This window comes from Bacillus sp. FSL W7-1085 (assembly GCF_038595035.1).
GTDB lineage: Bacteria > Bacillota > Bacilli > Bacillales > Bacillaceae > Bacillus > Bacillus altitudinis.
The window spans coordinates 815,849-842,144 of the sequence record NZ_CP152000.1 but is presented as its reverse complement, the minus strand read 5'-3'; the positions used below and the strand labels follow the sequence as shown (position 1 = coordinate 842,144).

Here is a 26,296-nt window from a genome sequence, read left to right as displayed (position 1 = left end):
ATTGGGAAAAAGCCATCCGACGTGCGTTATATGAGCCTTTAGATAAGGGCAAAATAGCTGATTTCATGGCATATATGAGGTTTTTCAACTAAAAGTGGTTGGGAAAATCGTGATGCTTTGCGGTTTTCTGCGGTATTTGATAGAATTCTGCGGTTTTTCTACATCTTTATGCGGTGTTTTGTAGGTAAAACGCAAAAACAAGATAAAAAAAGACTACTTCCCATTGCGGCGAAGTAGTCTTTTGGTTTATATTTTTGCCAAAACTTCTACTATTTCTTTCTCAATATCTTTCCATAAGTAACGATCTGTCGTATAGTGATGTGCGGCTTCTTTCGCAAACACTTTAAATGCTTCCTCAAAATCGGGTGCATCTTTATCCGGCTTTTTCTCGTCGACAAAGCGCTGAGCTTCTGCTGAGCGAGGTCCCCATTTCCCCACTTCTTTCCCGTCCTGATCAATGATGACGATAATCGGAATCGATCTTGCGGTCCCGTTCGTTAAATACTGATCCATCAGGTCTAGGTGCTCGTCCCGAATGAAATAGCGCGCATCAATCAGTGCTTCATTTGCAATACGCATGAAAATAGGTACATTAACCATCGCATCACCGCACCAATCTGCTGTAATCACAAGCGCTCTGAGCTTTTTCTTTTGAAGTTTTTGAAGCAGCTCTTTTTCCTTTTGATGAATTGCGTACTGGTTGTACACCGTGAGTAAGTTTTCACGATTTTTCTCCATGTTGTGTACATATGTACGTTCAGCTAATCCCTTTGTAAACCATTCATTTAGTGTCATGTGAACATCCCCCTTACCCTTCAACTTTACCACTTTTGCTATTCTTTTGTCTAAAAAAACCTTCACCTAGTGAAAGGTAAAGGTTCTTTGGACTTATGGACGCCGTTTTCGATTTGGGTCCATTCCTATCAGCTTAGTGACGAGCACCATTGTGACAGGCAATGATGTATTCTTTTTATACGCTAAATATTTTCCGCGCCATTCTGGTTTATATTTCTGTTTAAACGACCGTAAGCCGCTGAAACTATACATATATCTGACGTTATTGAAGATGACACTCGCCAAACGTTCTGTCAGAAAGGACTGGTGGAACGTGCCTACATTCGATAATGGCGCCATTCCCATGTTAAAGGATGTGTAGCCTTTTTCTTTCGCCCATTGAAACAGGTGGATAAAGAGTGCATCCATCATCCCGTTCGGTGCATCATGCATATGACGCATGAGGTCGATGGATATCTCTCCTTTTTGATACATCGGCATTAAGGACACAAAAGATATGATCTGCCCTTGTTCATCCTTTAAAATCGCAATCGGTGCTTTTTGAAGGTAGTCTTCATGGAAATAGCCTAATGAAAATCCTTTTTCTTTTTTCTTGCCCAGCCAGCTGTCAGAGATTTGTTTTAAGGTTGAGATCAATTCCTCTGAAAAGGGCGGCTCCAGCATTTCAAACGTATAGCCTTCTCGTTCAAATTTATTTGCGACAGCCCGTAAGTTTGATTTTTTCTTTCCTGACAAAGAAAACGTTTCTAAATCGACCATGGCTTCTTCCCCAAGCTTAAAGAAGTGAAAACCTAGGTCATGATAAAGCGCCATTCCTTCACGTTCTACTTGATAAAAAGCGACACGATAGCCTGCTTTTTCTGTCTGCTCCAAAAATTCTTCCAGTACAAGCGGATAAGAGGCTTTACGCCCAGAAGGATCTCCAAGCACAATAACGCAACGGCCAATCCGGCCAAACTGAAGCATCGCCTCTCCATCACTTGAGAAAAACAGTTTTTTGTCTCCCAAAAAACCTAGATGACTAAGAGCATTTCCTCCCTTTTCTTCGAGAAAAGTTTTTAATTTTTCTTCATCGGCTTCTTCACCGATTGGAACTGCTTTTTTATTAAAAATCAATTTGCTAATGAAAAAGAAAAGAGGAACACCAATTAAAGCAATCATACTGGTCATCGTGATATGCCGTTCATTATGAACCAAATAGTCCTTGCTTAGGAAATGACCAATTTTCATCCAAATGAAGTTCCCAATGACATTATAGTTAAACAACACGAGTAAATATCCGGCGGCGGCCGCCACAAACTGATTCAAAGAATAAGGGGCCTGCTGCTTCACAAATTGATTTCGAAGCGAGAAAAATACCACCATGATGACCGGCAATATAAAGATTAAACTCAGGTTAAACCCTTTTAGTAAAGTAAACACAAAGCCGCCTGCTAGGGCAATCATTGTCAATAGATAAGACCGTTTCGTTCTTTTATACACTTCAATGGACAAAATCATTAAAATGATCCCGAACATTAAAGAAAGACCATTAAACCCTGATAACAAAAAGCGTGGAATGGTTGTGATCACACCTAAACGATCAACAGGAAGCACAACTGAAGCCATAATGAGCAAACCGCTTCCAAACGTTAAAATGGACAAAGATCCGTACAATAAACGGATGAGCAGAGCTCGGTGCAACACAATTAAGACGTTTGTTGTTTCAATAGCAGGCGCCATTCTCGGATTGCCTTCAAGACGCCTGAGTGTTGTTCCAGTTAAATCGTATGCCGCTAGACAAAGTCCAAGAATAAACGGGAAAATGGAGTAAACGAAGCGGTACAATACAAGCGCTGTCAGTACCATCTCTTTATCAAACCCAATGTATTGCATACTGAGTAAAAAGATCAGATCAAACGAACCAAATCCGCCCGGAACCATACTGATTAAACCGCCGATTGACGCAATCGCAAAGACGCCTAATACAATACGGACATCAACGTTCATCCCCATAGAGACAACAGCCATATACATGACAAGACCAGCTGCCAGCCACTCTAAAAACGATGCACCAATATAAGCATAGATCGGGTGCTTCAGTCCGTTTTCACCGCTCTCAATCGAGCTTTTTCGAATGGACGCCATGATGATGTAAATGGGCACAATACAAGCAAAAATAATGACAAATGCCCATAACCACGGCTCCTGACTAATAATACTTTCAACTGGCAGGACCCTAACTAAAATCAAATCACTGAAAATAGATAAGCCTAGCAGAACAGAGGATGTTAAAAGGGCAATGCCTTTCAGCAGTTTTTTCGTATCTGTTATGTATTCCTTGTATAGAAGCGTTCTAAGCCCTGCTCCTGATAAACCACCGAAACCAAGCACACTATTAAAGGAGTTGGCGATCCAAGAAATTCGGATCGTTTTCCAGCCGCTGATAGGCATATTAAGGCTTTTTCTTAAAATAAAATCATATAAGGACATGGATAAAACAGCGACAAGTCCAAGAAAGACAAGAATAAACAAGTCCATTCGATTCAAGCTGTCAATAATATAAAACGTCTTTTTAATGGAAAGGCCGCTCAGCTCCTGCTTGGCGACAAAAATTAAGACAAGGATGATCACGATCGGAAAGAGCATTTTTAAGATCGTCATACCCGTTTTTTTGTTCCACATGTTTTTCCCAACTTTCTAAGTTGCTTCATTAATTTCAACTGACCATTATTATACAACAAATACCACTTAATTCATGCAGTTTAACATTCAAAAGCTTCATGATACTTTCAATTAGAAGTAAAAATCAGTAATATAAAGAAAAGAGCCGCTTAAAGGAAGTGAACAAGCGTGGAATATAATATTCATGACACCACCGTACTAAAAGAGGAAATCCTATCTCCTGAGGAAAAAAAGACATGGGTGCTGTATATGAAAGTACTCACTGCTGCAGGACTTGGAGATGTTTCTGAATGGATGAAGCTGGATATGAGTATGCCTCAAATGAAGGTGCTCATGCTGCTCAATAACCATGGCTCTCTTAAGGTGTCCGAAATTGCTGAAAAAATGGGGGCTTCTTTGTCCAATATGACAGGGCTGCTTGATCGGTTAGAACAATCGAACTTTGTGGAACGAAAGCATTCTGAGCGTGACCGTCGAATCATTGTCGTAGAATTGACAGAGGAAGCGAAAAATATTTTCAGAAGTATTTATCAAAAAGGGCATGAAAAAATTAAAAATTCCCTGCAACGGCTCAATGATGAAGAAAAAGAAAAAGTCAATGAAGGTCTAGCTATTTTAGAAAAAGCACTTCGTCCCGAACGTGGCTAAAAAAGGAAAAAAGACGGTCACTTGAGGTCCGTCTTTTTTAATTCTTCTTTTCCTTGTTTATCTGGGGTGAAAAGATATTGACGAATGACTTCCCGGTCATCCCACAAGAGATAACCTAAACCGATAATGAGAAAAATGATGCTGATCCACGTACCGCCTGGGAGTATATCTTCCAGTTCCTCAATCGTTCTTTCTCCGCCTACATTTCCACCATAACGAATCTCAAACAAAACGAATTTTGCTATATAAAACAATGCCGCCGTGCAGATAAACATAGCGCCGACAATTCTTCTACTAGACATGTGTTAACTCCTTTACTTCCACTGATTTCTTTTGATTAATTCCGTGATATGGGCAAGATGATGCTGTGAATGCCAGACGTACATTCCTGTTGCATCATATAAGGACACCGTTTGTTGATCGGCTGGATGGTAATATGCAGCGTTGAAATCTTCCTCTGTCATCTCGCGAAGTAATGTGACCCACCTGCGATGCAGACTGCTGATTAACGGCAGTGATAGGCTGATAGGCGCCTTGCTATCAGGAAGTGAAGCAAATGCCTCCTGATCATATGGACGTATGTGCGGTGTTTCTTCTGTCAGCGCAAGTTTAAATCGCAAGTAGGCGTTCAGATGGCTGTCCGCTACGTGGTGAATGAGCTGACGAACGGTCCATCCTCCTGGCCGATATGGGGTATCCAGCTGATCATCTGTCAATGGGACAACTGCCTCTTCATACTTTTGAGGAATGAGTGCCAGCTCATCAATCCATGCCTCCAACTGCTTTTTCGTTTGTTGGTCCACCGGTTCATATAAGCCAATCGGATATTGTAATGATGTCATCTGCTGCCCCTCCTTAAAATCCTTCTAGAACAAATTTACCTATCATCTTCCCTTGCTCAAGTGTTTGATGTGCCTGCTTCAAATTGGCGGCATTGATGGGGCTGAGCACCTTTGTTAATGTATGTTTTAACTTCTTCTCTTCAAATAATGTACTCGCTTCTTTTAAAAGCTCATGCTGCTTCATCATATCCGAGGTTTTGTACATCGGCCGTGTGAACATGAATTCCCATACAAATGCAGCACTTTTATTTTTGAGTAATTGAATGTCTAAATGGTCCTGATTTTCAACAATGGTACAGATCGTCCCTTGAGGTTTAATCGCTTCTGCCATCCCTTTGAAATGGCCATCTGTATCATTTAAGCATAAAATGTAATCCACTTCGCCAATCCCTTTTTCCTGAAGCTGCGCTAAGAGCGGCTGGTGATGGTCAATGATATGATCAGCCCCTAATGAGAGACACCATTCATTTGTTTCAGGTCTTGATGCAGTGGCGATCACAGTCGCCTTTGCTAATTTGGCGAGTTGAATGGCGATAGAGCCCACTCCGCCTGCACCACCGATGATCAGCAAGGTCGAGCCTTCTGCATTCCGCTTCATATGCATTCGGTCGAATAGCGCTTCATATGCCGTAATTGTTGTAAGAGGCATGGCAGCTGCTTCAGCAAAAGAGAGATTTGCAGGCTTTTTCGCCACAATTCTCTCATCCACAAGCTGGTATTCACTATTTGAGCCTTGTCGCGTGATATCTCCTGCGTAATAGACGTGGTCACCCGGCTGAAACAACGTACACGCTTCGCCCACTTCCACCACCGTACCGCTTGCATCGTAGCCAAGAATTTTCAATTCATCTTCTTTCTGATTCTTCGGTGACCTCACCTTTGTATCCACTGGATTCACCGACACAGCCTCTACTTTCACCAAAATATCCTTGCCAGCTGCTTTGGGCTTTGCCACCTCCTGATCGATCAAGCTTTGTTCATGCTCAATTGGCAAATACTCAAATAATCCAACTGCTTTCACTCGCTCGCACTCCCTTTCTCCATGCTTCTTTTCCACATTTTATCATACATTTCTGATGCTGATGGATCAGTCAGCAAGCGATTGTACATTTAGGATTTCTTCAAAGCCCTTCGTTCCCTCACGATGTAAGAAGGACGTGCCTTTTGTAAAGAGAGGACATAGGTGAACCAGCCGCTCGATTTAAAAAAGTACTGAACATAATAAAACTGAATGTGCTGCAAGAAAACGACGATAAACAGAAAAATTGTGAATAATAACGTCACAATGTCTCCCTGCATCCATCCACTGATCAATAACATCACAAAACCCAGCATCATGAGCTGTTCGAGCCTCTGCATGATCTGGACAACGAGATGTCCCCGTTTGGTTAGGTCACCTGATTGACGCTTTCGAATGTTTCTTGATTTATAAAACCATACGATACTTGTCACTAGATGATGAATGATAAAAAGAGCGATCATGACCATAAGTAAAGGAGTTGATTTAAAAAGGTCTTTTATAATGAATGGGATCACCAAAAAATAAAATGCGGTAAATGCGTGTCTACCTGATAAGAGAAATAGTTGTTTTTCTATGTATCGCTGCATGTGTCTCACCTCTATATGTAGTACGTCTCATTTGTCATAAGGTTCCTTCTGCCTATCAAAAAAGGATGCCCTGAAAAAGGCATCCTTCATGAATCAAGCTTAAAATGCAGCACTCAGTACGACAGGGCCTTGCGGAAGCTTGTTATTCTTTTTTGGTTCAAGGGTGACAGCCACAGTATCCCATGATTCGTTTGCTTCTTTTTCAGATAATGCATAGGTGACGGTGCCCTCCCCTTTGCTATCTGTTTTAAAGGCACCGGCCGGAACGGGCTGATCTCCTTTAATGAGCCATACTTGATAAACAGCTGATGAATCAAGCTGGCCTTTTAATCCGTCTGCACTCACTACAAGCTCTTTTTTGCCGTGATGCTCAATCACTGAAAAAGCACCCGTTGTTTTTGCCGATTCGGCAGATGCCAGTGATTTTGTCGCAACAATTTTGACAGGTTGTTCTGCTTGATCTGTTCCATTTGTTAAGAAATACACGTTCCCAGCTGCAGAAATGAGAAGTAGTGCGGCAACGAGAGGCAAAAGCCATTGATTTTTCTTCTTCATTGACGGTTTCGTCTCATTTGCATCACGAACTATTTTGAGATCTTGAGGCGGGTTCGATTTTGCAGCGATTGTTGTCTCTCGTATCTCTTCTTCAAATACTCTTGATAAAATGCGGTCTTTCATCCCTGCCGGAGGCGTTTCGTCCTCTGCTAGAAACGGAATATCAGACATGAGCGATGTCAGTTCTTCAAGCTCTTCTTTGCAATCCGAGCAATGTTTGATGTGTTCTTCAAATTGCGTCTTTTCTTCTCCTTGTAAATGCCCGTTAAAGTAATCAATGACTTGATGTTTACACTGAGTCATGCCTCTTCCTCCTTTCCTCCGCGAGACAGTTTCGTTCGTAAATGCTTCAATGACAATCGAACTCTTCCCTTCACCGTTCCAATAGGGATGCCTAGTTTTTCCGCAATGCTCTTTTGTGTCATTCCTTTAAAATAGACATCTTCGATGATGGTTTGCTGTTCTTTCGACAATGTTGATACTGCTTCACGTATGATTTGTTTTTCTTCGTTCCATTCTACTTCTTTTGACACATCTTCTTGATGATCTGCCAAGTATTCAATATGCTCATCTTCAAGAGCTGTTTCATTTCGATGTTTCCTTAATAGATCGATTGCCGTGTTTCGTGACATCATAAATAACCATGAGGAAAATTTCCCTTTATCTGTATTGTATTCTCCTATGCCGCGCCAGAGCTTGATAAAGACTTCTTGAAGCACTTCCTCCGCCAGCTCACGGTTTCCAGTCATTTTATAAATAAACGAATATAACACACGTTCATAGCGATCGTACAATAATTCAAGCGAGGGCTTATGTCGATCATGTTTGATCTTGTGATACAGCTCAAAATCCTTCAGTGTGTCCATGGTCATCTCCTTCCTTTTTCATGAGAAAGAGCATTATGCATTCATCATGAAATCTTCACGTATGGCTCATCTCTCAAATTGCTGAGATAAGCCTCCTTTGTACTTTACTCTTTTTTCAAGGAGAAAAAAAGAGCGCTGAAAAAGGAAATGTGTTCCTCATGAGAATGTACTTACTAAACGGATGGATTGACCATTTGGATCACTCGCCTCAAGGAAAGTCAAGAATCCATGTGTTTCATTCACTGTTCAGTTGATTTTAGCAAACTCTCATTAGTCTCTCAATTTACATCAGGTAGAACGCATCCTTTCATCATGTCATAATAGAACGAAACTGGAGAACTGGAGTGTCCGAAAATGATTGTAACGATTGTTCTTTTTTTATTAGCTGGTCTGGCTGAAATAGGTGGCGGTTATCTTGTCTGGCTGTGGCTGCGTGAAGCAAAACCCGTCAGCTACGGAATCGCAGGTAGCCTCATCTTGGTCGCTTACGGCGTCATCCCTACATTCCAGCAGTTCCCGACCTTTGGGCGGGTTTATGCGGCCTATGGCGGTGTTTTTGTCGTTCTCGCTGTGTTTTGGGGCTGGTGGGTCGATCGCAAGACCCCTGATTTCTATGACTGGATGGGTGCTTTGATCTGTTTAGCTGGTGTCAGTGTGATGTTATTTGCCCCCCGCAGTTAATGGTCGGATGATGATCACACGCTAAAAAGCCGGCAATATGCCGGCTTCAGATTGTTGACAAAAGGCTAAAATGAACTTTATTTTAGCCCTTTGTCTTCTTTTCAGCGTGATAGAAAACCTTTGCAGCCCTAGGAAGGACGAGCATCGGCGCGGAGCGAATTTGACATTCGTGAGCACCGAAGCGCAGGACTGACACCGAATGCATGGGTTTGTCTACACGCCGAGCCGGCAATATGCCGGCTTTTCCTCTTTTACATTCTAAACTGTGTTTCATACAAACGCCGGTACATCCCGTCCATTTCCAGCAGGTCTTCATGCCTGCCTTGCTCCTTTATGCCCTCTTTTGTTAAAACCACAATCCGGTCAGCATGCTGGATGGTTGCTAGGCGATGCGCAATAATAAACGTGGTTCGTCCTTCAGATAGTTCTTCAAGTGAGCCCTGAATAAAGGATTCTGTCTCCGTATCCAGAGAAGATGTGGCTTCATCTAAGATAAAAATTGGCGGATTTTTAAGGAAAATACGTGCAATGGAGATACGCTGTTTTTGTCCGCCAGATAACATCATTCCGCGTTCACCGATGATCGTATCAAGCCCATTTGGCAAGCTATTTACAAGATCCTTCAGTTGGGCTTTCTCCACTGCCTGCCACACTTCTTCATCAGATGCATCGAGTTTTCCGTATAAAATGTTTTCTCGGATGGTCCCATGGAATAAATAAATATCTTGCTGGACGACACCAATTTGTCTCCGCAGCGAAGGCAGTGTCATCTTTCTTGTCTCTATGCCATCAATTGTAATGGTACCCTCCTGCCATTCGTAAAAACGTGGCAGCAAACTGCAAAGCGTCGATTTCCCAGCACCAGAGGGACCTACGACCGCAATGGTCTCTCCTTGTTTCACCTCAAGATTGATGTCATGAAGAACCGGTTTGTCTGATTCATATTGAAAAGACACATGCTCAAAAACGATATCCCCATTTAACTGATCAACTTCAATGGCATCATCCGCATCCTTTTCATCTGGCGATTGATCGATGAGTGATGCAAATCGTTTAAAGCCCGCTGCACCTTTTGGATACATTTCAATGACTGCATTGATTTGTTGAATGGGTCCTAAGAAGATGCCTGTTAATAGTACAAATGACACAAATTCCCCATACGTCATATTTTTTTGCAGCACAAACCATGCGCCACATACAAGGCCAAACACTGTCACACTCTTAATAAGAAAATGACTGACAGCGGTATGCACAGCCATCATTTGATATGTGGTTAGCTTTGTCTTTCTAAATTGCTCGTTATGTTCAATAAATCGGTCCATTTCATGTGATTCATTTCCGAATGCTTTCACAACCCGTATGCCACTAATATTGTTTTCCACACGTGAATGGAATTGACCAATACTCGAGAACATTTTATCAAAAGCAGCAGACATTTTTTTCGTAAAGTAGACGGATAATCCGATCAAGAATGGAACGACAATAAATGTGAGAACTGCCAGCTGCCAATTAATCGACAGCATCAAGCCAAAGGCACCCGTGAGTGTCATGATCGCGATAAATAAATCCTCCGGGCCATGATGCGCAATTTCACCAATATCCATTAAATCATTTGTCATACGGGACACGAGTTTTCCCGTTTTCTTTTTGTCAAAGAAGCGAAAGGACATTCTTTGTACATGAGAAAATAGCTGATTCCTCATATCCGTTTCTATATTAATGCCTAATTTGTGCCCAAAATAGGTCACGACATAATGCATCGTAGAACTGATCACGTATAAAATGAGGAGCAGAATGCCCCAAAACCAAATGGCATCCCAATCACCATTTGGCAGCAAATCGTCCATCACTTTACTGATGGCAAGGGGAAAGGATAATTCGAGTAAGGCTGCCAGTACCGCACAGGAAAAATCTAATATAAACAGCCCCATATATGGTTTGTAGTATGAGAAGAAACGCTTTAGCAATTGACAGACCTCCTACCGATCAGACATTTCTGTCAATATGTCAGCAAACTCTTCCGCTTGATTGGCTACTGCAATCGGATCGTAAGGCCAGAAGAACTCTGTATCCATTTGATAGGTCTGCTCTTTTTTGACAGATTCTAGACTCTTCCAAATAGAATTGTTTTTATCAAATGTTCCGCCGTTGCTTTCATCAATGAAAATGTAATCTCCTGCATATTCAGGAAGGGTTTCATACGAAATGACTTCATACCCTGTCTTACTTTTTAAAATTGTATCTCTGACCTGTTTTGGTGGGTTTACCTGTAATTGCTGATATAATGCCTGCCCGCCTCGATAAATTCCGTTACCATATACATAGACATCATTTTTAAAAGCGCCCATGATCGAGACCGTTTCATTCTCTTTTAAAGCAGACTTCACTTTTTTCCTAGCAGCCTCGATTCGTTGATCGAAGGCGGTGAGGAATGCTTTTCCTTCCTCTTCTTTATTTAAAATTTTTGCCAGCGTCGTCAATTCTTCATGTGCATCTTTGAAAGAACCGTAAGGATACACGATGGTAGGCGCTATTTTTTTGTACACATCATAGACTTTTTCATCCTGTACTGCTGTGATAATCAGATCAGGCTTTAAGCTAAGTGCTTTTTCAGCTGAACGCTCGTCACTGATGTCCTCTATTCCTTTTATCTTGTCCTTTAAGTGTACGTTCTTTAAATCCTGCGTGGTCGATCCCACAGGCTGAACGTCAAGTGCAATCACACTCCCTAAATATCCATCTACGAGAATTCGTTTAGGTTCAGCTGGAATCTCTATCTTTCCTTTCACTGTTTCAACCGTTTTCGTTTCTTGCTTTGATTCTGCTGTTTTGGCTTGTTCTTTATTGCCACAAGCCGTCAATATCATTAGAAGAATGACAGCACATATCCAATACGTCTTTTTCATCTCCATATTCCTCCTTCATTTTCACCACTACAAATGAGAATAGTTATCAATTACTAGTCTCATGTATTCTATCAACCTCACCTGTCGTGGTCTATGGAGGATTCTCGCAACTTATATATGGACAATTGTTGGATAGGCTGGCTGTGTCAATTGAGAGACAAACCGGTCCATCAAAAGAAGTGCACGCTCCCCTTCATCAAATCGAAACTCCTCCAGTTTTACTGGATAAAAGGTACCATTTTTTACAGCCGATAATTGACGAAGAACATCACTTTCTTCCATTCGCTTGTCCATTTGCTTATACCACCCATATTGGTCAGAGACAATAAAAAACATATGATCCGCCTCGTATTCTCCAAGTCTCTCTAAAGGAATGACTGTATGTTGATTAGGAAGAAGAACTTCTTCTAAAATGGCTTTTGGAGGTTTTAAGCCAAGCGTTTCGTAAAGATAGAAGGCCCCTCTTGCCTCATAGGACCACATATACACTTTGTCATGTCCTCTCATTTCATAGATTGCAACGGTCTCGCCTTTTTCTCTAAAGGAAGACAGGGTGTTTCTTGCCTGTTGACTATGCTGTTCAAATCGCTTCACCCAATCGTTTGCCTCATTTTCTCTTCCTAAAAGGCGTCCTATAGACAGTACCTCTGGTACAGCATGATGACCGACGTATGGCAGAACAAGAACTGGTGCGATTTGCTCCAACCGCTTGATCAATGCAGGTTTTGAATAATAATAGTTAGGGACGATGATGACATCTAATTGAAGTGATTTAAAGACGTCATCAGGCGTATGTTCATTTATGACGAGCGAACCGGCCAGTTGTTCTTTCAGTATATCTGAATGGAGATAGGTTTCTTCGTCAATACAAACAGGCTCAATGCCTATTGCAACCAATGACCCGACAAATTGAAAAGCAGCAATACGCTCTGGTCTTCGGTTCATTCGAAACTGACTGGGCGTTCTTCCTGTTTTTTGACGGAACTTCCTGCTGAAATATAAACTGTCTGCATACCCGACTTGCCGTGCTATGATTTGAATTTGATCGTCTGTTTGCAGAAGACGTTTTTTGGCTTCGTCTATTCGAATTTGTGCAATGTATTCTGTCACACTCATCCCCATACTTTGTTTGAAAAAGGTAGAAAAGTAACTCTCATGAAACCCCATCTTATGAGCTAAGTCTTTTCTTGTTAGTTTTTGATCATAATGCTCAGCCATATACTGCAAGATCATGTTAATCGAATAATGCACTTTTTCGTTGTATGGCTTGGATTGTTTGCGGAAAATGAACATGATTTCTTCCAGCCATTTTGCCTGTTCTTGTATGATTTGGCTCGTCTGTATTTGTTTGATGTAAGAAAAAAGAACGGCAGAGCCTTTCACCACTTCCCCGTTATCAGGGAGATTATCGTGATTCACCTTATAGACCAATTCATTTTGTGCATCTTGTGCCAGAGTGAATTGGTCAAATGTGACAGTATAGATCACCACTTGCTCGCTCGATAAAGATTGAACCATGACATCTATTCCTGAGCGGATCAACACACTGTCTTTGGCGTTTAGCTCATATCGAATTCCTTCCATGTCAAGTCTCACCGCACCGTCCGTAGTCAAGAACATCAGTGAAGATGTTTGCCATGAGTCCGTTTGTTTCACAGAAAGAGATCGTTTACTGCTTTCTTTCATGCGAAGAATTGTATGAGTATAGGCGGTCATTTTCTCTTTCTCCTTCCATATAAAAAAGTGCTAAAATAAACCATTTTAGCACTTCAATGTCTGACTGAATGGTGATTATCGCGCTCCAGCCGTTTGTAATTCTTTGTTTTTCTCTTTAAAGCGTTCATTATGTGAAGACACGTACGCTACTTTTTCTGCTTCTGGTTCGATGTATAGCTTTGCGCTATTGAGTGCATTGACTCCATCAACAAACGTACCGGCAATTAAACGCACTTTACTTTTATGTGTGCATAAGTCGCCAACTGCATAGACACCAGGTAAATTGGTTTCCATCTTTTCATTGACCTCGATGAGTCCCCACTCACCTTGCTTGAGTCCCCATTCTGATAGAACACTTAAATCACCTTTCATGCCATGGTTGACGATGACAGCATCGGTTTCGATTCGTTCGATGTCGCCTGTTTCTAAGTGCTGAATGGTGACGGCTTCAATTTTGTCACCTTGACCATGAAGCTCTGTGAGTTCATGCGGTGTGAGAATGCGAGCACTAGATGCTTTCATGTTGGCGACGTTTTTTTCATGTCCGCCAAACATATCACGACGATGCACAACGGTCACACTTTCAGCAATTGGAACGAGGGCATTTGCCCAATCAACAGCTGAATCTCCGCCTCCAGAGATGACCACCCGCTTCCCTGCAAACGTCTTTAGCTCCTGTACGGTGTAATAAAGATTTGTTACTTCATAACGGTCTGCATGCTCGATTTCAAGTTTTCGCTGAACTGGTATTCCGTGACCCATGGCTAAGATGAGGGTCTTTGTCAAATGACGATCACCATTTTCAGCCGTCAGCAGGATATGACCATTCTCATCCCGCTCGAATTGCGTGATTTTTTGATTCAACGCAATCTCTGGTTCAAATGTTTTCGCCTGCGTTTCTAGCTGCTGAATCAGCTGTTCACCTCTTGTTGGTGGCAAACCACCCACATCCCAAATAACTTTTTCAGGATATAGGAGGATTTTTCCGCCAAGGCTTTCGTTATACTCCAGTACCTTCGTCTTTAAATCCCGCATCCCACTATAAAAGGCAGTGTACATTCCTGCTGGACCGCCGCCAATAATGGTGACGTCAAACAATTCAAGCTGATCTGTCATTTGAGTCCCTCCGTTTTTTCATTGAATGATCTATTTATCGTTGATATTGATTCTCATTATCATATGTATCTATTGTAGTCTACTCTAGCGAAGGGAATCAATAGCTTTCTGCAAAAAAAGAACAGGACGAGCGCTTTCTCGTCCTGTCATCCATCACACAATCGTTAATCCAAGGTCCTTTAATTCCAGCGAAACAAGTCTTGCAATCGCATCTGCTCCTTCTTTTGTAAAGTGCGTGCGATCCTCTATGCCTGTTGACAGCATAAAGTAAGAAGTCGTTTTCTCTATGCCGGAAATTTGATAAAACTGAAGGCTTGCCGTATTTAAATCTACAAGAAGGACTTCTTCTTCATCAGCTAGTTCTTTCATCGCGGCACAGTAATCAGGGAAATCATTGATATATTCTCCGTCTTTTTCATGAAAGCGGCCGACTGGCGTTAATAAAAGCGGTGTAGCTCCTTTCGCTCTTGCTCCGTGAATATATTGAGACAAATAGCTTTTATACGTTGTGAAAGGATCTGTATGCCGTTCGGGCTTCTCCGTTGAAGCATCATTGTGCCCCATTTGTGTAAACAGCCAGTCCCCAGGCTGAATGTCAGCCAATATTTTATCAAGCCGTCCTTCTTCAATGAATGTTTTTGAGCTTCTTCCACCGATTGCGCGGTTGTCGACGCTCACACCCTGTGCTGTGTAGCGATGTAAAAACTCTCCCCACCCTCCTTGAACAGGACGATCTGGGTAAGATGAAACGGTTGAATCACCAGCTAAATAGATGGTTGTCATGTTCATACGCCCCCTTTTTCATATAGCCACTCTAATAAGCGATGCGGACATCCAAGTGGCTGCTGAAAAGATATGAAACAATCAGCATCGCTACTTCATTCATTCTCTTTTTAATGATCAAAACCCTGCTTACCGGTAGATGTGAATACGTTAAATATGCGGCGGAAGTTCTACTTTTGTCTCAACGGCTTGCTTTAACGCCTGAAGCATATAGCCAATTCCCTTATATGGAGCCAGCGGATAAATCGCTGTCTGATGAGGAAGTAATAAAGGATCGATCACCTTTCGATATTTCTTTCCACCTAGTATCACTAATTCATCATATGCAGTGAGATGTTTTTCATGAAATTGCTGACTTAGTGCTTCTCTTGTTATCTGATCAGTATGCGGTGTACCAAAAGCCACATCATAATTTTCATGAATAATATCATCTGCCTTTAAGAATCCATGCTTCGCTGAAATGATTAGGTAGTCTGAAAAGAACGTTCGGGCATAGCTTTTCGTACGCTGATGCAGCGGACTTAAATAAACGAGGTTCGCCGGCTGGCTCCCTGCCTCTGGATGGACGTCCCATATTTTCTTCGCCCCACATGGAATGATACAAACTCGCTTCACTTGATTTTCTCCTTCCTTCGTTGATACATCCGATACAACATACAACCTAGCGCTGTGCCAAGTGTATTTAAGAGAATATCATCAATATCGCTGCTTCTTGTAATCATACCAGATTGCGAGAATATCCATTGAAGCACTTCAATTATTGTTGACAAGAAAAAGCCAGCAAGAATCGCCTTTTGCCAGCGCAAGGTTCGGAATGCTTGATAAAGAAAAAAACCAAGTGGCACAAATAACAAAATGTTCCCTGCCAAATTTAAAAAAACAAGATTGGGATAGCCATGATGATAGGCATGGAGATTTTGATAAATGGACTGCAAAGGCATGAGGTTGACACTCACCTGATCCCTTGGTGCGGAAAAACGATTAGGAAAGACCGTCAAATATAATAAAACATTTGTATACATAAACAGACAGGCAAGAACGATTTCAGTTCGTAAATAGATAAATCGTTTTTGTTTTTTCGCCTGTCTGTATCTCATATGTAAATAGAGCGGGACGAGCAAGAGAAAATAAGTCATGGAAAACATCGCACTGAATGTCATACGGAGAGCTGCCCCTTTCTCACATCATGCTTGACCATATTTACAGCTTATTCAGGCCTGCCCGCATCTATTCATCACTTTTCTCCTATTCAATGACGAGAAACCCATATTGACAAATCGTCAGTTTTCCGTTAAACTGACTGACATTCAGTCATTTAAGGTCGGTGATGATGTGTCGAAACGAGATAAGATTATGCTTGCTGCCATTGACGCGTTTAAAGAAAAAGGAATCGAAAAGACGACCATTTCGGATATTGTGAAAGCAGCAGGAGTAGCGCAAGGAACGTTTTATTTATATTTTCCTTCAAAGCTTTCCGTCATGCCTGCTATCGCTGAACATCTGATCGCACAGATGGTGCCTGCGATCGAAAAGGAATTAACTCAGCATGCAGATGTCCTCGATCAAGCAGATGCGCTTGTTGAATTCATTTTCGCTTTTACAAGGCAATACCGTGATGTCCTTGCCCTCACCTACTCAGGCTTAGCTGCCACCGAGCATTTAAAGGAATGGGAAGATATTTATGAGCCGATTTACAAATGGGTCGCTGCTTTTTTAGAAAAAGCTAAGCGGGACAAAAGAGTCCGTGCGAATCTGAACTGTCAATATGCAGCCAAATTCATTATCGGTTTACTTGAATCATCAGCTGAGCAAATGTACTTATTTACAGAAACAGATACAGAAGAGGTTCTGATTCAAAAGCAAGAGGTCAAGCAATTCCTTCTTTACGCACTCGGCATAGAGACACCTTAACTTAGTACAGCACTTGCTGTACGCTCTTTTTTGGCTTCAAAATGACGAATCGTCAGTTTTCAGTTTTAGGAGGAAATACGATGAAAAAAAGTTGGATGTATGTTGCACTCACATGTTTATTTGAATTACTTTGGGTGTTTGGTTTAAATAGAGCTGATGCTGTGTGGGAGTGGGCGATCATTATCTGCCTGATCCCGGTTGATTTTTATTTTTTAATGAAAGCCTGCGAGAAGCTGCCGACAGGGACCGTGTACGCCGTGTTTGCCGGAGTTGGAACGATTGGTACATCTTTGATGGATTATGCGCTGTTCGGCGGTTCGTTTTCATTAGAAAAGCTTTTATTTATGGGCATTTTAATTCTCGGAATTATTGGACTGAAAGTGTCTGATGGAGATGCACATGAGCAGAAAGGAGAAGCGGTATAAATGGGCTGGTTTTTTGTACTGTTAGCCTCTGCCTGCGAAATTGGCGGAACCATTGGTCTCAATATGTTCAGTAAGAAAAAGCAACTCACGACAGGCATTTTATTTGTCGGCGGATTTGCCTTATCCTTTTTGTTTTTGTACGCCTCGTTCTCTTCCGTTCAAGTCTCCGTTGCCTATACGGTTTGGATTGGACTTGGAACAGCGGGTTCTGTCTTGTTTAATATGATTCTATTTAAAGAGCCGAAAAACATGATTCGTATCCTCAGCTTGCTGCTGATTGTGATTGGCGTCGTTGGGCTGAAGTTGTTTGCGTAATAGAAAAAGCAATGGAATAGATTATCCATTGCTTTTTAAGTTAATTTTTATACTTTTCTTGGTACGCTTTAAATTGTTCTTCGTATTTTTGCAACTTTGTCCCATCGACTTTTGAATTTAATTTCGGTTTCCGCTTTCCAATTACCATTACATCTTTATCTACAATAGGACTTGATAAAAAGATGTATGGTGCAAAACGATCACACTTCGTATTTGGAAGGGTTACGGATAATCTAGCGTATTCTTCTGTCGGGAATTGGTTTGAAATGTCAAGCTCCTTGAGTCCCTCTAATGCCGATATTGGTTCTAAAGACTCGTCCTTCACTTTTATATTTGATAAGCACAGATATTTTAAATTCTTAAGGTATCTTAAAGGTTGAAGAGTATTTAAATTTAATGTATTCCAAATCCCGCCTGACAATTGCAACCATTCTAAACCAGTGTTTTTTTGCAAAGGGGCTATGTCATTCAACTTTGAAAAATCTGTTATGGATAAAGATTTTAAAAAAGTGTTTTTTGATAGATCCCATAAACTTTGTGCCTTTGTATTCCATTCAAGTGCCAATACCTCAACATCTTGAAGAGAACTGATGATTGATAAATCTTCTACTCTCAGTTCACGCATATAGAGCATTTTGGGATTAACTAAGCTCAAGATCGTATTGAATTCCTTTTGGCTCACTTTGTAAATCCACAATGTCGTGAGGTTAGAAAAAGAGTTCAACCTTTCAATATTTTTTGTTTTTCCTGTGATTAACAACTCGGTGGCATTTTCATCTACATCGGCTAAATCATGAACAACTTCTGGTTGGGCATCATGACGAAAAATATAATCAGGGTCTTCTTTGAGCATTCTTTTACCTCCACACCTACGAATGATGGATATCTAAATGAATTTTATCAGAAGTTTGGAGTCAAAATATTATTCTTTCCGATTTATAAAATCTTTATCATCTAAAATATGGAGCAACAACATATCAACGATTTTCACTATACTCCATATATTCTGCACAGGTCTTGACGATAGCTCGTACTCTTTCATATAAACAAATAAAAGAACTCCAATTCATATACGAATTAGAGTCCTCATTATATGACTAATACAACTTTCCCACCTTAAAACCGCACCCGTTAATTAAAGACCTTCCTTTTTTATTTCTTGTTTAATGTGGATCATGCTGCTCTAGCAAGAGATCCATTGCGTAAATCGATTCGCCTTTTTCATCCAATAAAAAGTACACAATCAAAGGCTCTCCAAAGGACTCTGTCTGCTGCGTGAACAAAACACAGGTGAATTTTTCAATACCTATCGGAATCTTTCTTCTTAATAAAGGATGAAGAATAGGCGAAGTCCGAATTGTATCTATATCCACATCCCAACGTTCGTTTTTTAAAGTGGGATAATGCTCTACTAACAGTTGGTGTAACATGTCGGTCGTGAACGCTGCTTTTCCAGCATACCCATCATCTATTATGTTGGTGTTATACATCCGACGGTTGCTTATCCTTTGAAGCATTGATTCGTATTCCTTTTAAGACAAATCGTTTCTGGCCATCAAGAGTACAAGTGATCAATGTCAGTTCATTTTTCCCGCGATCCTTTAGTACATCAACATCCGTCGGTTCAATCGTAGCTGAGCTGACAATTTTGTATTCGTATGTTTCTGCTTGATGATGTAAGACGACTTTTTCTCCTTTAGGCACCTCTGGCAGCTGCCGGAAAAGCCGGTCGCCTCTATACCCTCTATGGCCTGCAATCGTGAAATTTCCTTCACCTGGCATTTGATGAGATTTGATTTGAGTCAGTGCAATCCCTAAATTTTCTTTTGTTGTAACAGGAAGCACTTTTTCGTTTAAATCAATTGACGGGATCTCAAGCTCCATCGTATCTCGCAGGTCTTCTTCTGACACTGTTAAATGTGGAATAGAAGAAAGGGCATCACTGTCATTTTCTTCAATCATTTTCAATGCCTGTTCCATGGCTGCTGTCTCCTGAGAAGTTCGCCACTCATATAGAAAAGGAACGGAGATGAGCATTAGTCCCGCGACCACCAAAAAGCTGCCTAATAAGGTTCTTTTTTTCATCAATACACTCGTTCCTTCCTTTTACTGAATGGTTCTTCTTCTGACAACAAGAAGAACAGTTCCAGACACTACTAGTAAAATCCCTGCATACATCAAATAACGAAGCCATTCTTCCCCAGTCTTTGGCAATTCACCGTTTGAGTCATGAGGCGGATGTTGATCCCCTTGATCTGAGGCTGGAGGATTTGTGTGGTCCACTTCATTCTTCATTGGAGCATTTTTTACAATCAATGTCTTGATCTCCACTTCGCCCATTTGAATTGTAAAAGCGAGTGGTTTTTCTAACGCTACATAACCATTTGGAGCTTTCGTCTCTGTGAGTGTATAATCACCAGGTTTAAGCCCTTTGACAATGGCTTCTCCGTCTTTTCCTGTTGTCACAGATTTTATCGTTTTCCCAGCTTTTGTACGAATGTCAAAGGCTGCACCTTTTAAGGTTCTATCTGTCTGCTGGTCTACCTTTATGATACGCAGACTTCCTAAAATCAAGTGATTCTTCGCTGTTAATTGAAGAGGCTTCTGCTGATTTTTCTCAATCGTAAACCGGATCGGCTGATCATCTAATTCATAGCCGTGAGGCGCTTTCGTTTCAACGAATTGATATTCTCCCGGTTTTAGATCGTTGATGTGAAGCTTTCCTTTTTGATCCGTTACAAGTGATTTCTTCAACGTTTTCCCGTCTTTACTCTGAAGAGCAAACTCTGCGTTTTCCAGCGTGTGTCCTTCAGCATCCACTTTGGTCAGTTCCACTGCTCCCGGCGTCAGTTTGTTGATCATTTCTACTTTTGCTGGTTTGTCTTGACCTAAACGAATCGTAAATGAGACAGGTGTCTGATCCAATTCATAGCCGGCAATGCTTGCTGTTTCAACAAATTGGTAGGTTCCTGGCTTCAATTGATCGACTGTCAGTTGACCGTTTTTGTCTGTCTTTAAGTCTTTCTTCACACGCTGACCGTGCGCATCAATCAGGTCAAAGGTCACGCCAGCGAGCAATTGACCATCCTCCCCTTTTTTCTCAAGCTTCACAGCACTTGTCGTCCGGATATTTTCTTTTGTCACTTTCACCAGTTGATTTGGATTGAAATCAATCTTGAAGTCTACTGGTTCTGCATCAAGTTGATGTCCAAAAGGAGCCTTTGTTTCAACCAATTGGTAAGCGCCTGGTTTCAAATCGTTGACAGTGATGATGCCTTTTTCATTTGTTGTTAAACCTGACATCAATTCTTTACCATCGTCATTGAAAAGTGTAAATTCTGCGCCTTTCAATCTTTCTTGTTCTTCCCCTATTTTTGTGAGTTCTACAGAACCTTTCTTGAGCTGATTGATGGCCTCCACTTGAATCAATTCTTTTTGACCTAATTCAACTTCAAAGACAAGTGGTTTCGTACTCAATTCATAGCCTTCAAGACTCTTTCTTTCAACAAATTGATAGGTTCCAGGTTTTAGACCTGTGAAGGTAACCTTTCCATCCTGATTGGTTGTAATCCCTTCTCCTCCTGCCACTATCTTTCCTTTGGCATCAGATAGATCAAAGACAACCCCTTCTAATGATTTCCCATCTTCACCTTTTTTGTGTAACAGCACTCCGCCAGTTGTGCGGCTATTTTCTTTTGTCACACTGACCAGCTTCTCAGGGTTAAATGGCATAGCAAAAGTGACAGGTATTTCGTCAAGCTCATGACCGAATGGCGCCTTCGTTTCAACAAACTGATAGGTTCCAGGTTTCAGATCGTTTACGATGATCTTCCCGTTCTCATCTGTGACGAGACCTGTTTTTATCTCTTTTCCATTTGCATCTACAAGCTTAAATTCTGCTCCTTCAAGCACATCATTCTTTTCACCGAGTTTCGTGAGCTGGACAGCTCCAGTTTTGAGATCATTGATCACTTTGATCTCTGCCGGTTTTTTTTGTGCGATTTCGATGGTAAACGGATAAGGTTTATTTTTCTTTTGGTAACCATCAATACTCTCTGTCTCCACAAGCTGATATTTGCCCGGTTTGAGGTGATCGACCAAAAGCTTTCCATCTTCATCTGTTGTCAAATCTTTACGTATAACTTTGTCATTTTGATCCGTGATTTCAAAGCGAACACCTTGAAGCTTCTTGCCATCTTCTCCTTCTTTCAACACTTCTAATGCACTTGTTTCATAGAGGTTCTTTTGTGAAATGATGACTGGTTCTTTTGGATCGAGTGGTACTTCAAATGTGATCGGTGTTTCATCTAATACATAACCATCGGGTGCTTTCGTTTCGATGAGCTGATACGTACCCGGTCTTAGTTCGTTGATCGTGATCTTGCCATCTTCTCCTGTGACAAGCGCATCATTTAGCTCATGCCCATCTTGATCTAAGAGCTTGAACTGTGCACCTTCTAGTCTCTCTCCGCCTTCACCTATTTTGCTCAATTCTGCAGAGCCTTTGATGATGTCATTTACTGCGGTGACAACCGTTGTTTCTGTTTGATTTTCTTTAATGATGAACGGCCATTTTTGCTGATTTAATTGATAGCCTTTTGGTGCGTTTGTCTCAACAAAATAATAGGAACCTGGCTCAAGATGTTTGAAAAGGATTTCTCCTTTTTCATCCGTTTTCAAATCGGTTTGGACGGTATCTCCAGATTCATTTTTCAGTTCAAATTCTGCATTTTCTAATGCCGCACCCGTTTCTTTATCTTTTTTCGTGAGCTTGACATGCTGACGGATTTCTTGGTTTTGCACCGTCATGCTATTTCCTGTTTTCGTTTGATCTCCTGATTCGTAAGGCTGATCAATCGTGACATTGATCGGTTCCTTCGTTTTCAAATAACCATCAGGTGCTTTCTCTTCTGTCACGATATAGTCACCATACAGAAGACGATCAAATCGAAGAGCTCCTTCTTCATCTGTTGTCTTTGTTCCAATGACGATACCGCTCGCAGCATCTGTCAGAGAAAAGCTTGCTCCTTTTAGCGCTTTTCCACTACTCGCATCTACCTTATGAATGGTTAAAGCGCCAATCGCTCCTGTGCCATCTCCCATGCCAGCGGTACGTTTGACCACAATTGAGGCTTCGGATTCCTTTTTGATTTCTTTTACATTTTCACCTCTAAACGTTACTTCGTTTTGAAGTGTACTTCCCACCTTATCTAAAATGAGAGATTGGTATTCTAAAATATAGGGTCTCGTGATTTCTTCTTTAAATTTGATTTGAAAAGAATCTGGATCGAATTCAAGGTCTAGTTCATAATCCTTCCCTTTTTCCAGTTCTTCCTTTTTGGTCACTTGCCCCTTTTCATCTATTGTTGTCGAATACAGATGAAATGAGTTTTCTATTATGGCTTGGTTACTGCTCGGATGGTCTATAATCGTCGCATCTTGGACTGTTGATTGACCAAAGTTGATATTCAGTTTCCAATCAATGACTTTCCCTTGTTGATTTCCTGATTTGCTCGTGTATTTCCCTCCATTTGGAATGGACACCACAGCATTCACATCTGATTCTTTCGTCTTTCCATCATAAAGGGTCGCTTTATTTTCGTAGGTTTTCTGTACTAAATCCATTCCTTCAACACTTGTTTGATACGTGATTTTGTATGGGGAGTCAATGGCATGTTTGAAAATGACTTCGAAGCCTGATTCTCCCTTTTCATTTTCAAGGAATTTGATGTCATAATGTTCTTTCGCTAATACTTCTTTTTCTTCCGCACCATTTTCCCCGCCTTGTAAATCAAGCGAGTAGACGATAATTGAATCTTTAAGCAAACGCTGATTTCCTTGAATGAAATCCTCGATTTTTGCCTCTTCTAGATGTTTCAAATTATAGTTCACACCAATATTCCATGTGATCTCTTTTTTCTTTGCATCATATGTTCCGTTCTTGAATCCATTTGACTGCGTGTATGTGTCAGGCGTAAAGACAGATTGATTTTCCTTCGTCAAATCCTTGCCATCTTCATTTATCCATTCAAGTTTTACATGGTTACGCAGGTTCTTTTGATCTTTATCTGCTCTTTTCTCATAATCAAAAGACGTTGTATATGTGATGGTATGTTCTGTCTTGATTTCTTTCGTAAATTGAATATCAAATCCATTTGCATGTTCAACGATTTGATAATCTGTGCCTTCTTCAAGCACTGTATTACCTGTCGTCACTTTTAAACTATCTTTTTGCAGCGTCAATCCTTCGTTTGTGAACGTATCTTTTAATATCACGTTGTTCATGGTTTGTTGATCTTTGTTAAAGGTGATATGCCATGGAATGGTCTTGTTCTTGTAATTCGGTGTTCCGTGGTTTTTCGTTAGGATTTGCTGATCAATTCTTTGCTTCGCTTGTTTGCTCTCTTTGCCAGCTGTCACAGTATTGATAATCTCTTCAGCTTCGAAAATTCGATCAGTTGCTTTTGTTTGATATGTGATGAGATAAGCCGATTGAATTTCTTGATTGAATTGCAAGGTAAACCCGTTTTGTTCATCCTTTTTTTGAGGTTGAACCACGTAATTTTCAAATGCTTTTGTTCCTGCTTCGTTGCCGTTCTGATCAATTGTGACTTCTTTGACTTGAATTGAGTCAGATATTAGCGCCTGTGTACCGTTAAAGAAGTCTTCTATCAAAGCATCCTTTTGAGCCAGCTTTTTTTCGTTATAGTTATACCGAATTTCCCAAGTAATCGTTTGTGTGACTGGATCGTAGTGGGCGGCTTTTTTATTTAAAGGACTGCCTCTTGTCACATTCACTGTTCCTTCTGCTGAACTAATCACTTTATCAGCAGAGACAAGGGACGCTTTATTACGAAACGCAGACTGATCTTGATTCGTAATGTCCGTTTCATACATTAAACGGTAAGCGAGATGCACGTCATCTTTAAATTCAATCGTGAAATCTTGACCATCTGCTGTTTGGCCGATTGTGTAGTGGTTTTCGTCAAGCAGCTGTCCAAGCGATGTTTCACCATTTAGCTTTGTATCTACACGATAAAGCTTGATTGAATCTTTTTTTAACGCTTGACCTTCTTGAATCGGATCTAACAGTTTCGCTTGTTTCACATCATCTAAGTCCATATTAAAATCGACTGTCCATTGAATGGTTTCAGCATTGTAAGATCGATTGGGTTCTCCCTTTTTAGAGACATTTGGACCATTTGGAATGTATTGAATCGGGATCGATATCGTATCTTTGCCTTCAATCGGGGTAATCACCACTTCTTTTTCTTCAGTGATCACTGTTTTTTTATCTAATTGTGTCCATACTTGAAGTGTTCCTTGGATATTTGAATATTGTTTAATAAAATCTGTGAACTCGATGGAGGCATTTCCGCTTTCATCTACAGAAAAATAACCGATGGTCGATTGATTAAATTTCATCTCGAGACGATCGATTTTTTCATAAATGACTAATTCCTCTGGAACCTTGAAATGGAATTCATCGCCGCCATTATAGTTATGACCATTCGGGATGGCCCACTTATAGTTAATGGAAATCAGTGAGTTGATATCAGGCCTTTCTACTGAATTTCCTTCTTGATCTTCAAATATCAATTGCGCATCAGTGAGAAGATTTTCTTGGATCGTCATTTGTTTTGAGACACTTTGCAATCCTACACGTTTAGACACGTTCACTTTGTTTTTTAGTAACTCATCTTCATCGCTTTGTGTCTTTTGAACATTTTCTTGATTGTTAGCAGCTTTGTCTTTCTCCGATGAGGTTGAATTATCTTTTGAAAGATTTCCTTCACGCTCGTTTTGCTTTGTTTTCTCTTTTTTCTCAGCTATACTGGTGACGTCAATATCTATAGATCCTTCTAAATTCGGATCAAGCTCAATATCCTCATTGAATGTTACTGTCACTTCATTTTGTTTCGAAACGGTATACTCACCAACAGGTATGTCATCGACAGTAATGAGTTCTTTCTGCTCCTTCTCTACCTGAATGACTGAAGGAAGAGAGAGAATATAAGGATATTGCTTTTTGAGATCAATTCCTTTAATAGACCAATGCACAATGGCCTTTCTAACTTGCTGATCTTCTATGCTTGATAACTTGTTTCCTTCGCTATCAGCAAACTCAATATTCCCATAAATATTCTCTTGAATGTCTTTAGCTTGTGCCCCTGCTAAAGGCAAGATTCCTAATATAATAGACTGTATGACTAACATGGTCATCAGTGCCACCGACAATATTCTTTTCAATACATCCACCCTTTTCTACAATTATTTTTCAACAACGATTAAAAAATCATTTGTATACTGTCTGATCAATCACTCCGCTTCTGATCAAATTTTTCTAAAAATTGCACCTTAAGACCCAATGAATAAAATGAGTTGATGAATCATGAGTTTGAAAGGTCATCATGAGTAGTAGATATAGTAGCTGGATAGGGGTCTATAGCAATGGGGAATAGTGA

The 26,296-nt window shown here is 40.8% G+C and carries 24 protein-coding genes; 5 read left to right on the top strand and 19 right to left on the bottom strand.

Annotation, left to right across the window (positions count from 1 at the left end; all coding sequences use genetic code 11):
• Window positions 1–246: 246 nt before the first annotated feature.
• Both MKY11_RS04120 and mprF read right to left on the bottom strand, forming a co-directional pair.
• A complete protein-coding gene (locus tag MKY11_RS04120) occupies window positions 247–795 on the bottom strand; it encodes a thioredoxin family protein (RefSeq protein WP_008341670.1) in 549 nt (182 codons plus the stop codon).
• Between the two features lie 93 nt (window positions 796–888).
• Complete coding sequence (mprF, locus tag MKY11_RS04115) at window positions 889–3,459, bottom strand: bifunctional lysylphosphatidylglycerol flippase/synthetase MprF (RefSeq protein WP_017366868.1); 2,571 nt, start codon at window positions 3,457–3,459, stop codon at window positions 889–891.
• A 168-nt stretch (window positions 3,460–3,627) separates the two neighbouring features.
• Here mprF and MKY11_RS04110 point away from each other — a divergent pair, with 168 nt between their 5' ends.
• Window positions 3,628–4,107, top strand: coding sequence for a MarR family transcriptional regulator (locus tag MKY11_RS04110; RefSeq protein ID WP_008341672.1), 480 nt, complete (start codon window positions 3,628–3,630; stop codon window positions 4,105–4,107).
• Window positions 4,108–4,124: 17 nt separating this feature from the next.
• Here MKY11_RS04110 and MKY11_RS04105 read toward each other — a convergent pair whose 3' ends face one another.
• The 6 genes from MKY11_RS04105 to MKY11_RS04080 all read right to left on the bottom strand — a co-directional run bounded on the left by MKY11_RS04105 (window position 4,125) and on the right by MKY11_RS04080 (window position 7,978).
• The gene (locus MKY11_RS04105) at window positions 4,125–4,409 is read right to left on the bottom strand and encodes a hypothetical protein (RefSeq protein WP_041506577.1); all 285 of its coding nucleotides are present in this window, start codon (window positions 4,407–4,409) and stop codon (window positions 4,125–4,127) included.
• Between the two features lie 12 nt (window positions 4,410–4,421).
• Window positions 4,422–4,949, bottom strand: a complete 528-nt coding sequence (locus MKY11_RS04100; protein WP_074041635.1) for a YfiT family bacillithiol transferase — start codon at window positions 4,947–4,949, stop codon at window positions 4,422–4,424.
• Window positions 4,950–4,962: 13 nt separating this feature from the next.
• Complete coding sequence (locus MKY11_RS04095) at window positions 4,963–5,970, bottom strand: zinc-binding alcohol dehydrogenase family protein (protein WP_342501882.1); 1,008 nt, start codon at window positions 5,968–5,970, stop codon at window positions 4,963–4,965.
• An 89-nt stretch (window positions 5,971–6,059) separates the two neighbouring features.
• Window positions 6,060–6,557, bottom strand: coding sequence for a hypothetical protein (locus MKY11_RS04090; RefSeq protein ID WP_326242035.1), 498 nt, complete (start codon window positions 6,555–6,557; stop codon window positions 6,060–6,062).
• Window positions 6,558–6,656: 99 nt separating this feature from the next.
• The gene (locus MKY11_RS04085; RefSeq protein WP_342501881.1) at window positions 6,657–7,415 is read right to left on the bottom strand and encodes an anti-sigma factor; all 759 of its coding nucleotides are present in this window, start codon (window positions 7,413–7,415) and stop codon (window positions 6,657–6,659) included.
• Entirely contained in the window at window positions 7,412–7,978 is a 567-nt protein-coding gene (locus tag MKY11_RS04080) for a sigma-70 family RNA polymerase sigma factor (RefSeq protein ID WP_017358828.1), read from the bottom strand. Before MKY11_RS04080 ends, MKY11_RS04085 begins: the two co-directional genes overlap by 4 nt.
• A 354-nt stretch (window positions 7,979–8,332) precedes the next feature.
• Between MKY11_RS04080 and MKY11_RS04075 the strand changes: the two genes are divergently transcribed.
• On the top strand, window positions 8,333–8,659 hold the full coding sequence (locus MKY11_RS04075; protein ID WP_017358827.1) for a YnfA family protein: 327 nt from the start codon (window positions 8,333–8,335) through the stop codon (window positions 8,657–8,659).
• Window positions 8,660–8,910: 251 nt separating this feature from the next.
• Here the strand turns inward: MKY11_RS04075 and MKY11_RS04070 are convergent, their stop codons facing one another.
• The 7 genes from MKY11_RS04070 to MKY11_RS04040 form a co-directional block, all read right to left on the bottom strand.
• Complete coding sequence (locus MKY11_RS04070) at window positions 8,911–10,626, bottom strand: ABC transporter ATP-binding protein (RefSeq protein ID WP_255816953.1); 1,716 nt, start codon at window positions 10,624–10,626, stop codon at window positions 8,911–8,913.
• Between the two features lie 12 nt (window positions 10,627–10,638).
• Window positions 10,639–11,565 carry an ABC transporter substrate-binding protein gene (locus MKY11_RS04065; RefSeq protein WP_024720274.1) on the bottom strand — a complete coding sequence of 309 codons (927 nt, stop codon included), beginning with the start codon at window positions 11,563–11,565 and terminating at the stop codon, window positions 10,639–10,641.
• Window positions 11,566–11,676: 111 nt separating this feature from the next.
• Complete coding sequence (locus MKY11_RS04060; protein WP_341015327.1) at window positions 11,677–13,281, bottom strand: AraC family transcriptional regulator; 1,605 nt, start codon at window positions 13,279–13,281, stop codon at window positions 11,677–11,679.
• Window positions 13,282–13,356: 75 nt separating this feature from the next.
• Entirely contained in the window at window positions 13,357–14,397 is a 1,041-nt protein-coding gene (locus MKY11_RS04055) for an NAD(P)/FAD-dependent oxidoreductase (RefSeq protein ID WP_024720272.1), read from the bottom strand.
• A 153-nt stretch (window positions 14,398–14,550) separates the two neighbouring features.
• Window positions 14,551–15,180 carry a rhamnogalacturonan acetylesterase gene (locus MKY11_RS04050; protein WP_039167979.1) on the bottom strand — a complete coding sequence of 210 codons (630 nt, stop codon included), beginning with the start codon at window positions 15,178–15,180 and terminating at the stop codon, window positions 14,551–14,553.
• 150 nt (window positions 15,181–15,330) lie between these two features.
• Window positions 15,331–15,795, bottom strand: a complete 465-nt coding sequence (locus MKY11_RS04045) for a DUF6884 domain-containing protein (RefSeq protein WP_025206957.1) — start codon at window positions 15,793–15,795, stop codon at window positions 15,331–15,333.
• Entirely contained in the window at window positions 15,792–16,340 is a 549-nt protein-coding gene (locus MKY11_RS04040; protein WP_045034495.1) for a VanZ family protein, read from the bottom strand. Before MKY11_RS04040 ends, MKY11_RS04045 begins: the two co-directional genes overlap by 4 nt.
• Window positions 16,341–16,512: 172 nt before the next feature.
• Here MKY11_RS04040 and MKY11_RS04035 point away from each other — a divergent pair, with 172 nt between their 5' ends.
• The 3 genes from MKY11_RS04035 to MKY11_RS04025 all read left to right on the top strand — a co-directional run bounded on the left by MKY11_RS04035 (window position 16,513) and on the right by MKY11_RS04025 (window position 17,831).
• Complete coding sequence (locus MKY11_RS04035) at window positions 16,513–17,091, top strand: TetR family transcriptional regulator (RefSeq protein ID WP_125590608.1); 579 nt, start codon at window positions 16,513–16,515, stop codon at window positions 17,089–17,091.
• Between the two features lie 80 nt (window positions 17,092–17,171).
• Complete coding sequence (locus MKY11_RS04030) at window positions 17,172–17,516, top strand: SMR family transporter (protein ID WP_003217798.1); 345 nt, start codon at window positions 17,172–17,174, stop codon at window positions 17,514–17,516.
• A complete protein-coding gene (locus tag MKY11_RS04025) occupies window positions 17,517–17,831 on the top strand; it encodes a multidrug efflux SMR transporter (RefSeq protein WP_007496650.1) in 315 nt (104 codons plus the stop codon).
• A 40-nt stretch (window positions 17,832–17,871) separates the two neighbouring features.
• Here MKY11_RS04025 and MKY11_RS04020 read toward each other — a convergent pair whose 3' ends face one another.
• From MKY11_RS04020 to MKY11_RS04005, 4 genes are all read right to left on the bottom strand, one after another.
• A complete protein-coding gene (locus tag MKY11_RS04020) occupies window positions 17,872–18,684 on the bottom strand; it encodes a hypothetical protein (protein ID WP_047946535.1) in 813 nt (270 codons plus the stop codon).
• 310 nt (window positions 18,685–18,994) lie between these two features.
• A complete protein-coding gene (locus tag MKY11_RS04015) occupies window positions 18,995–19,321 on the bottom strand; it encodes a hypothetical protein (RefSeq protein WP_024720266.1) in 327 nt (108 codons plus the stop codon).
• Complete coding sequence (locus tag MKY11_RS04010; protein WP_041506702.1) at window positions 19,314–19,916, bottom strand: class D sortase; 603 nt, start codon at window positions 19,914–19,916, stop codon at window positions 19,314–19,316. Before MKY11_RS04010 ends, MKY11_RS04015 begins: the two co-directional genes overlap by 8 nt.
• Before the next feature lie 21 nt (window positions 19,917–19,937).
• Window positions 19,938–26,090, bottom strand: a complete 6,153-nt coding sequence (locus tag MKY11_RS04005; protein WP_342501880.1) for a SpaA isopeptide-forming pilin-related protein — start codon at window positions 26,088–26,090, stop codon at window positions 19,938–19,940.
• Window positions 26,091–26,296 lie beyond the last annotated feature (206 nt).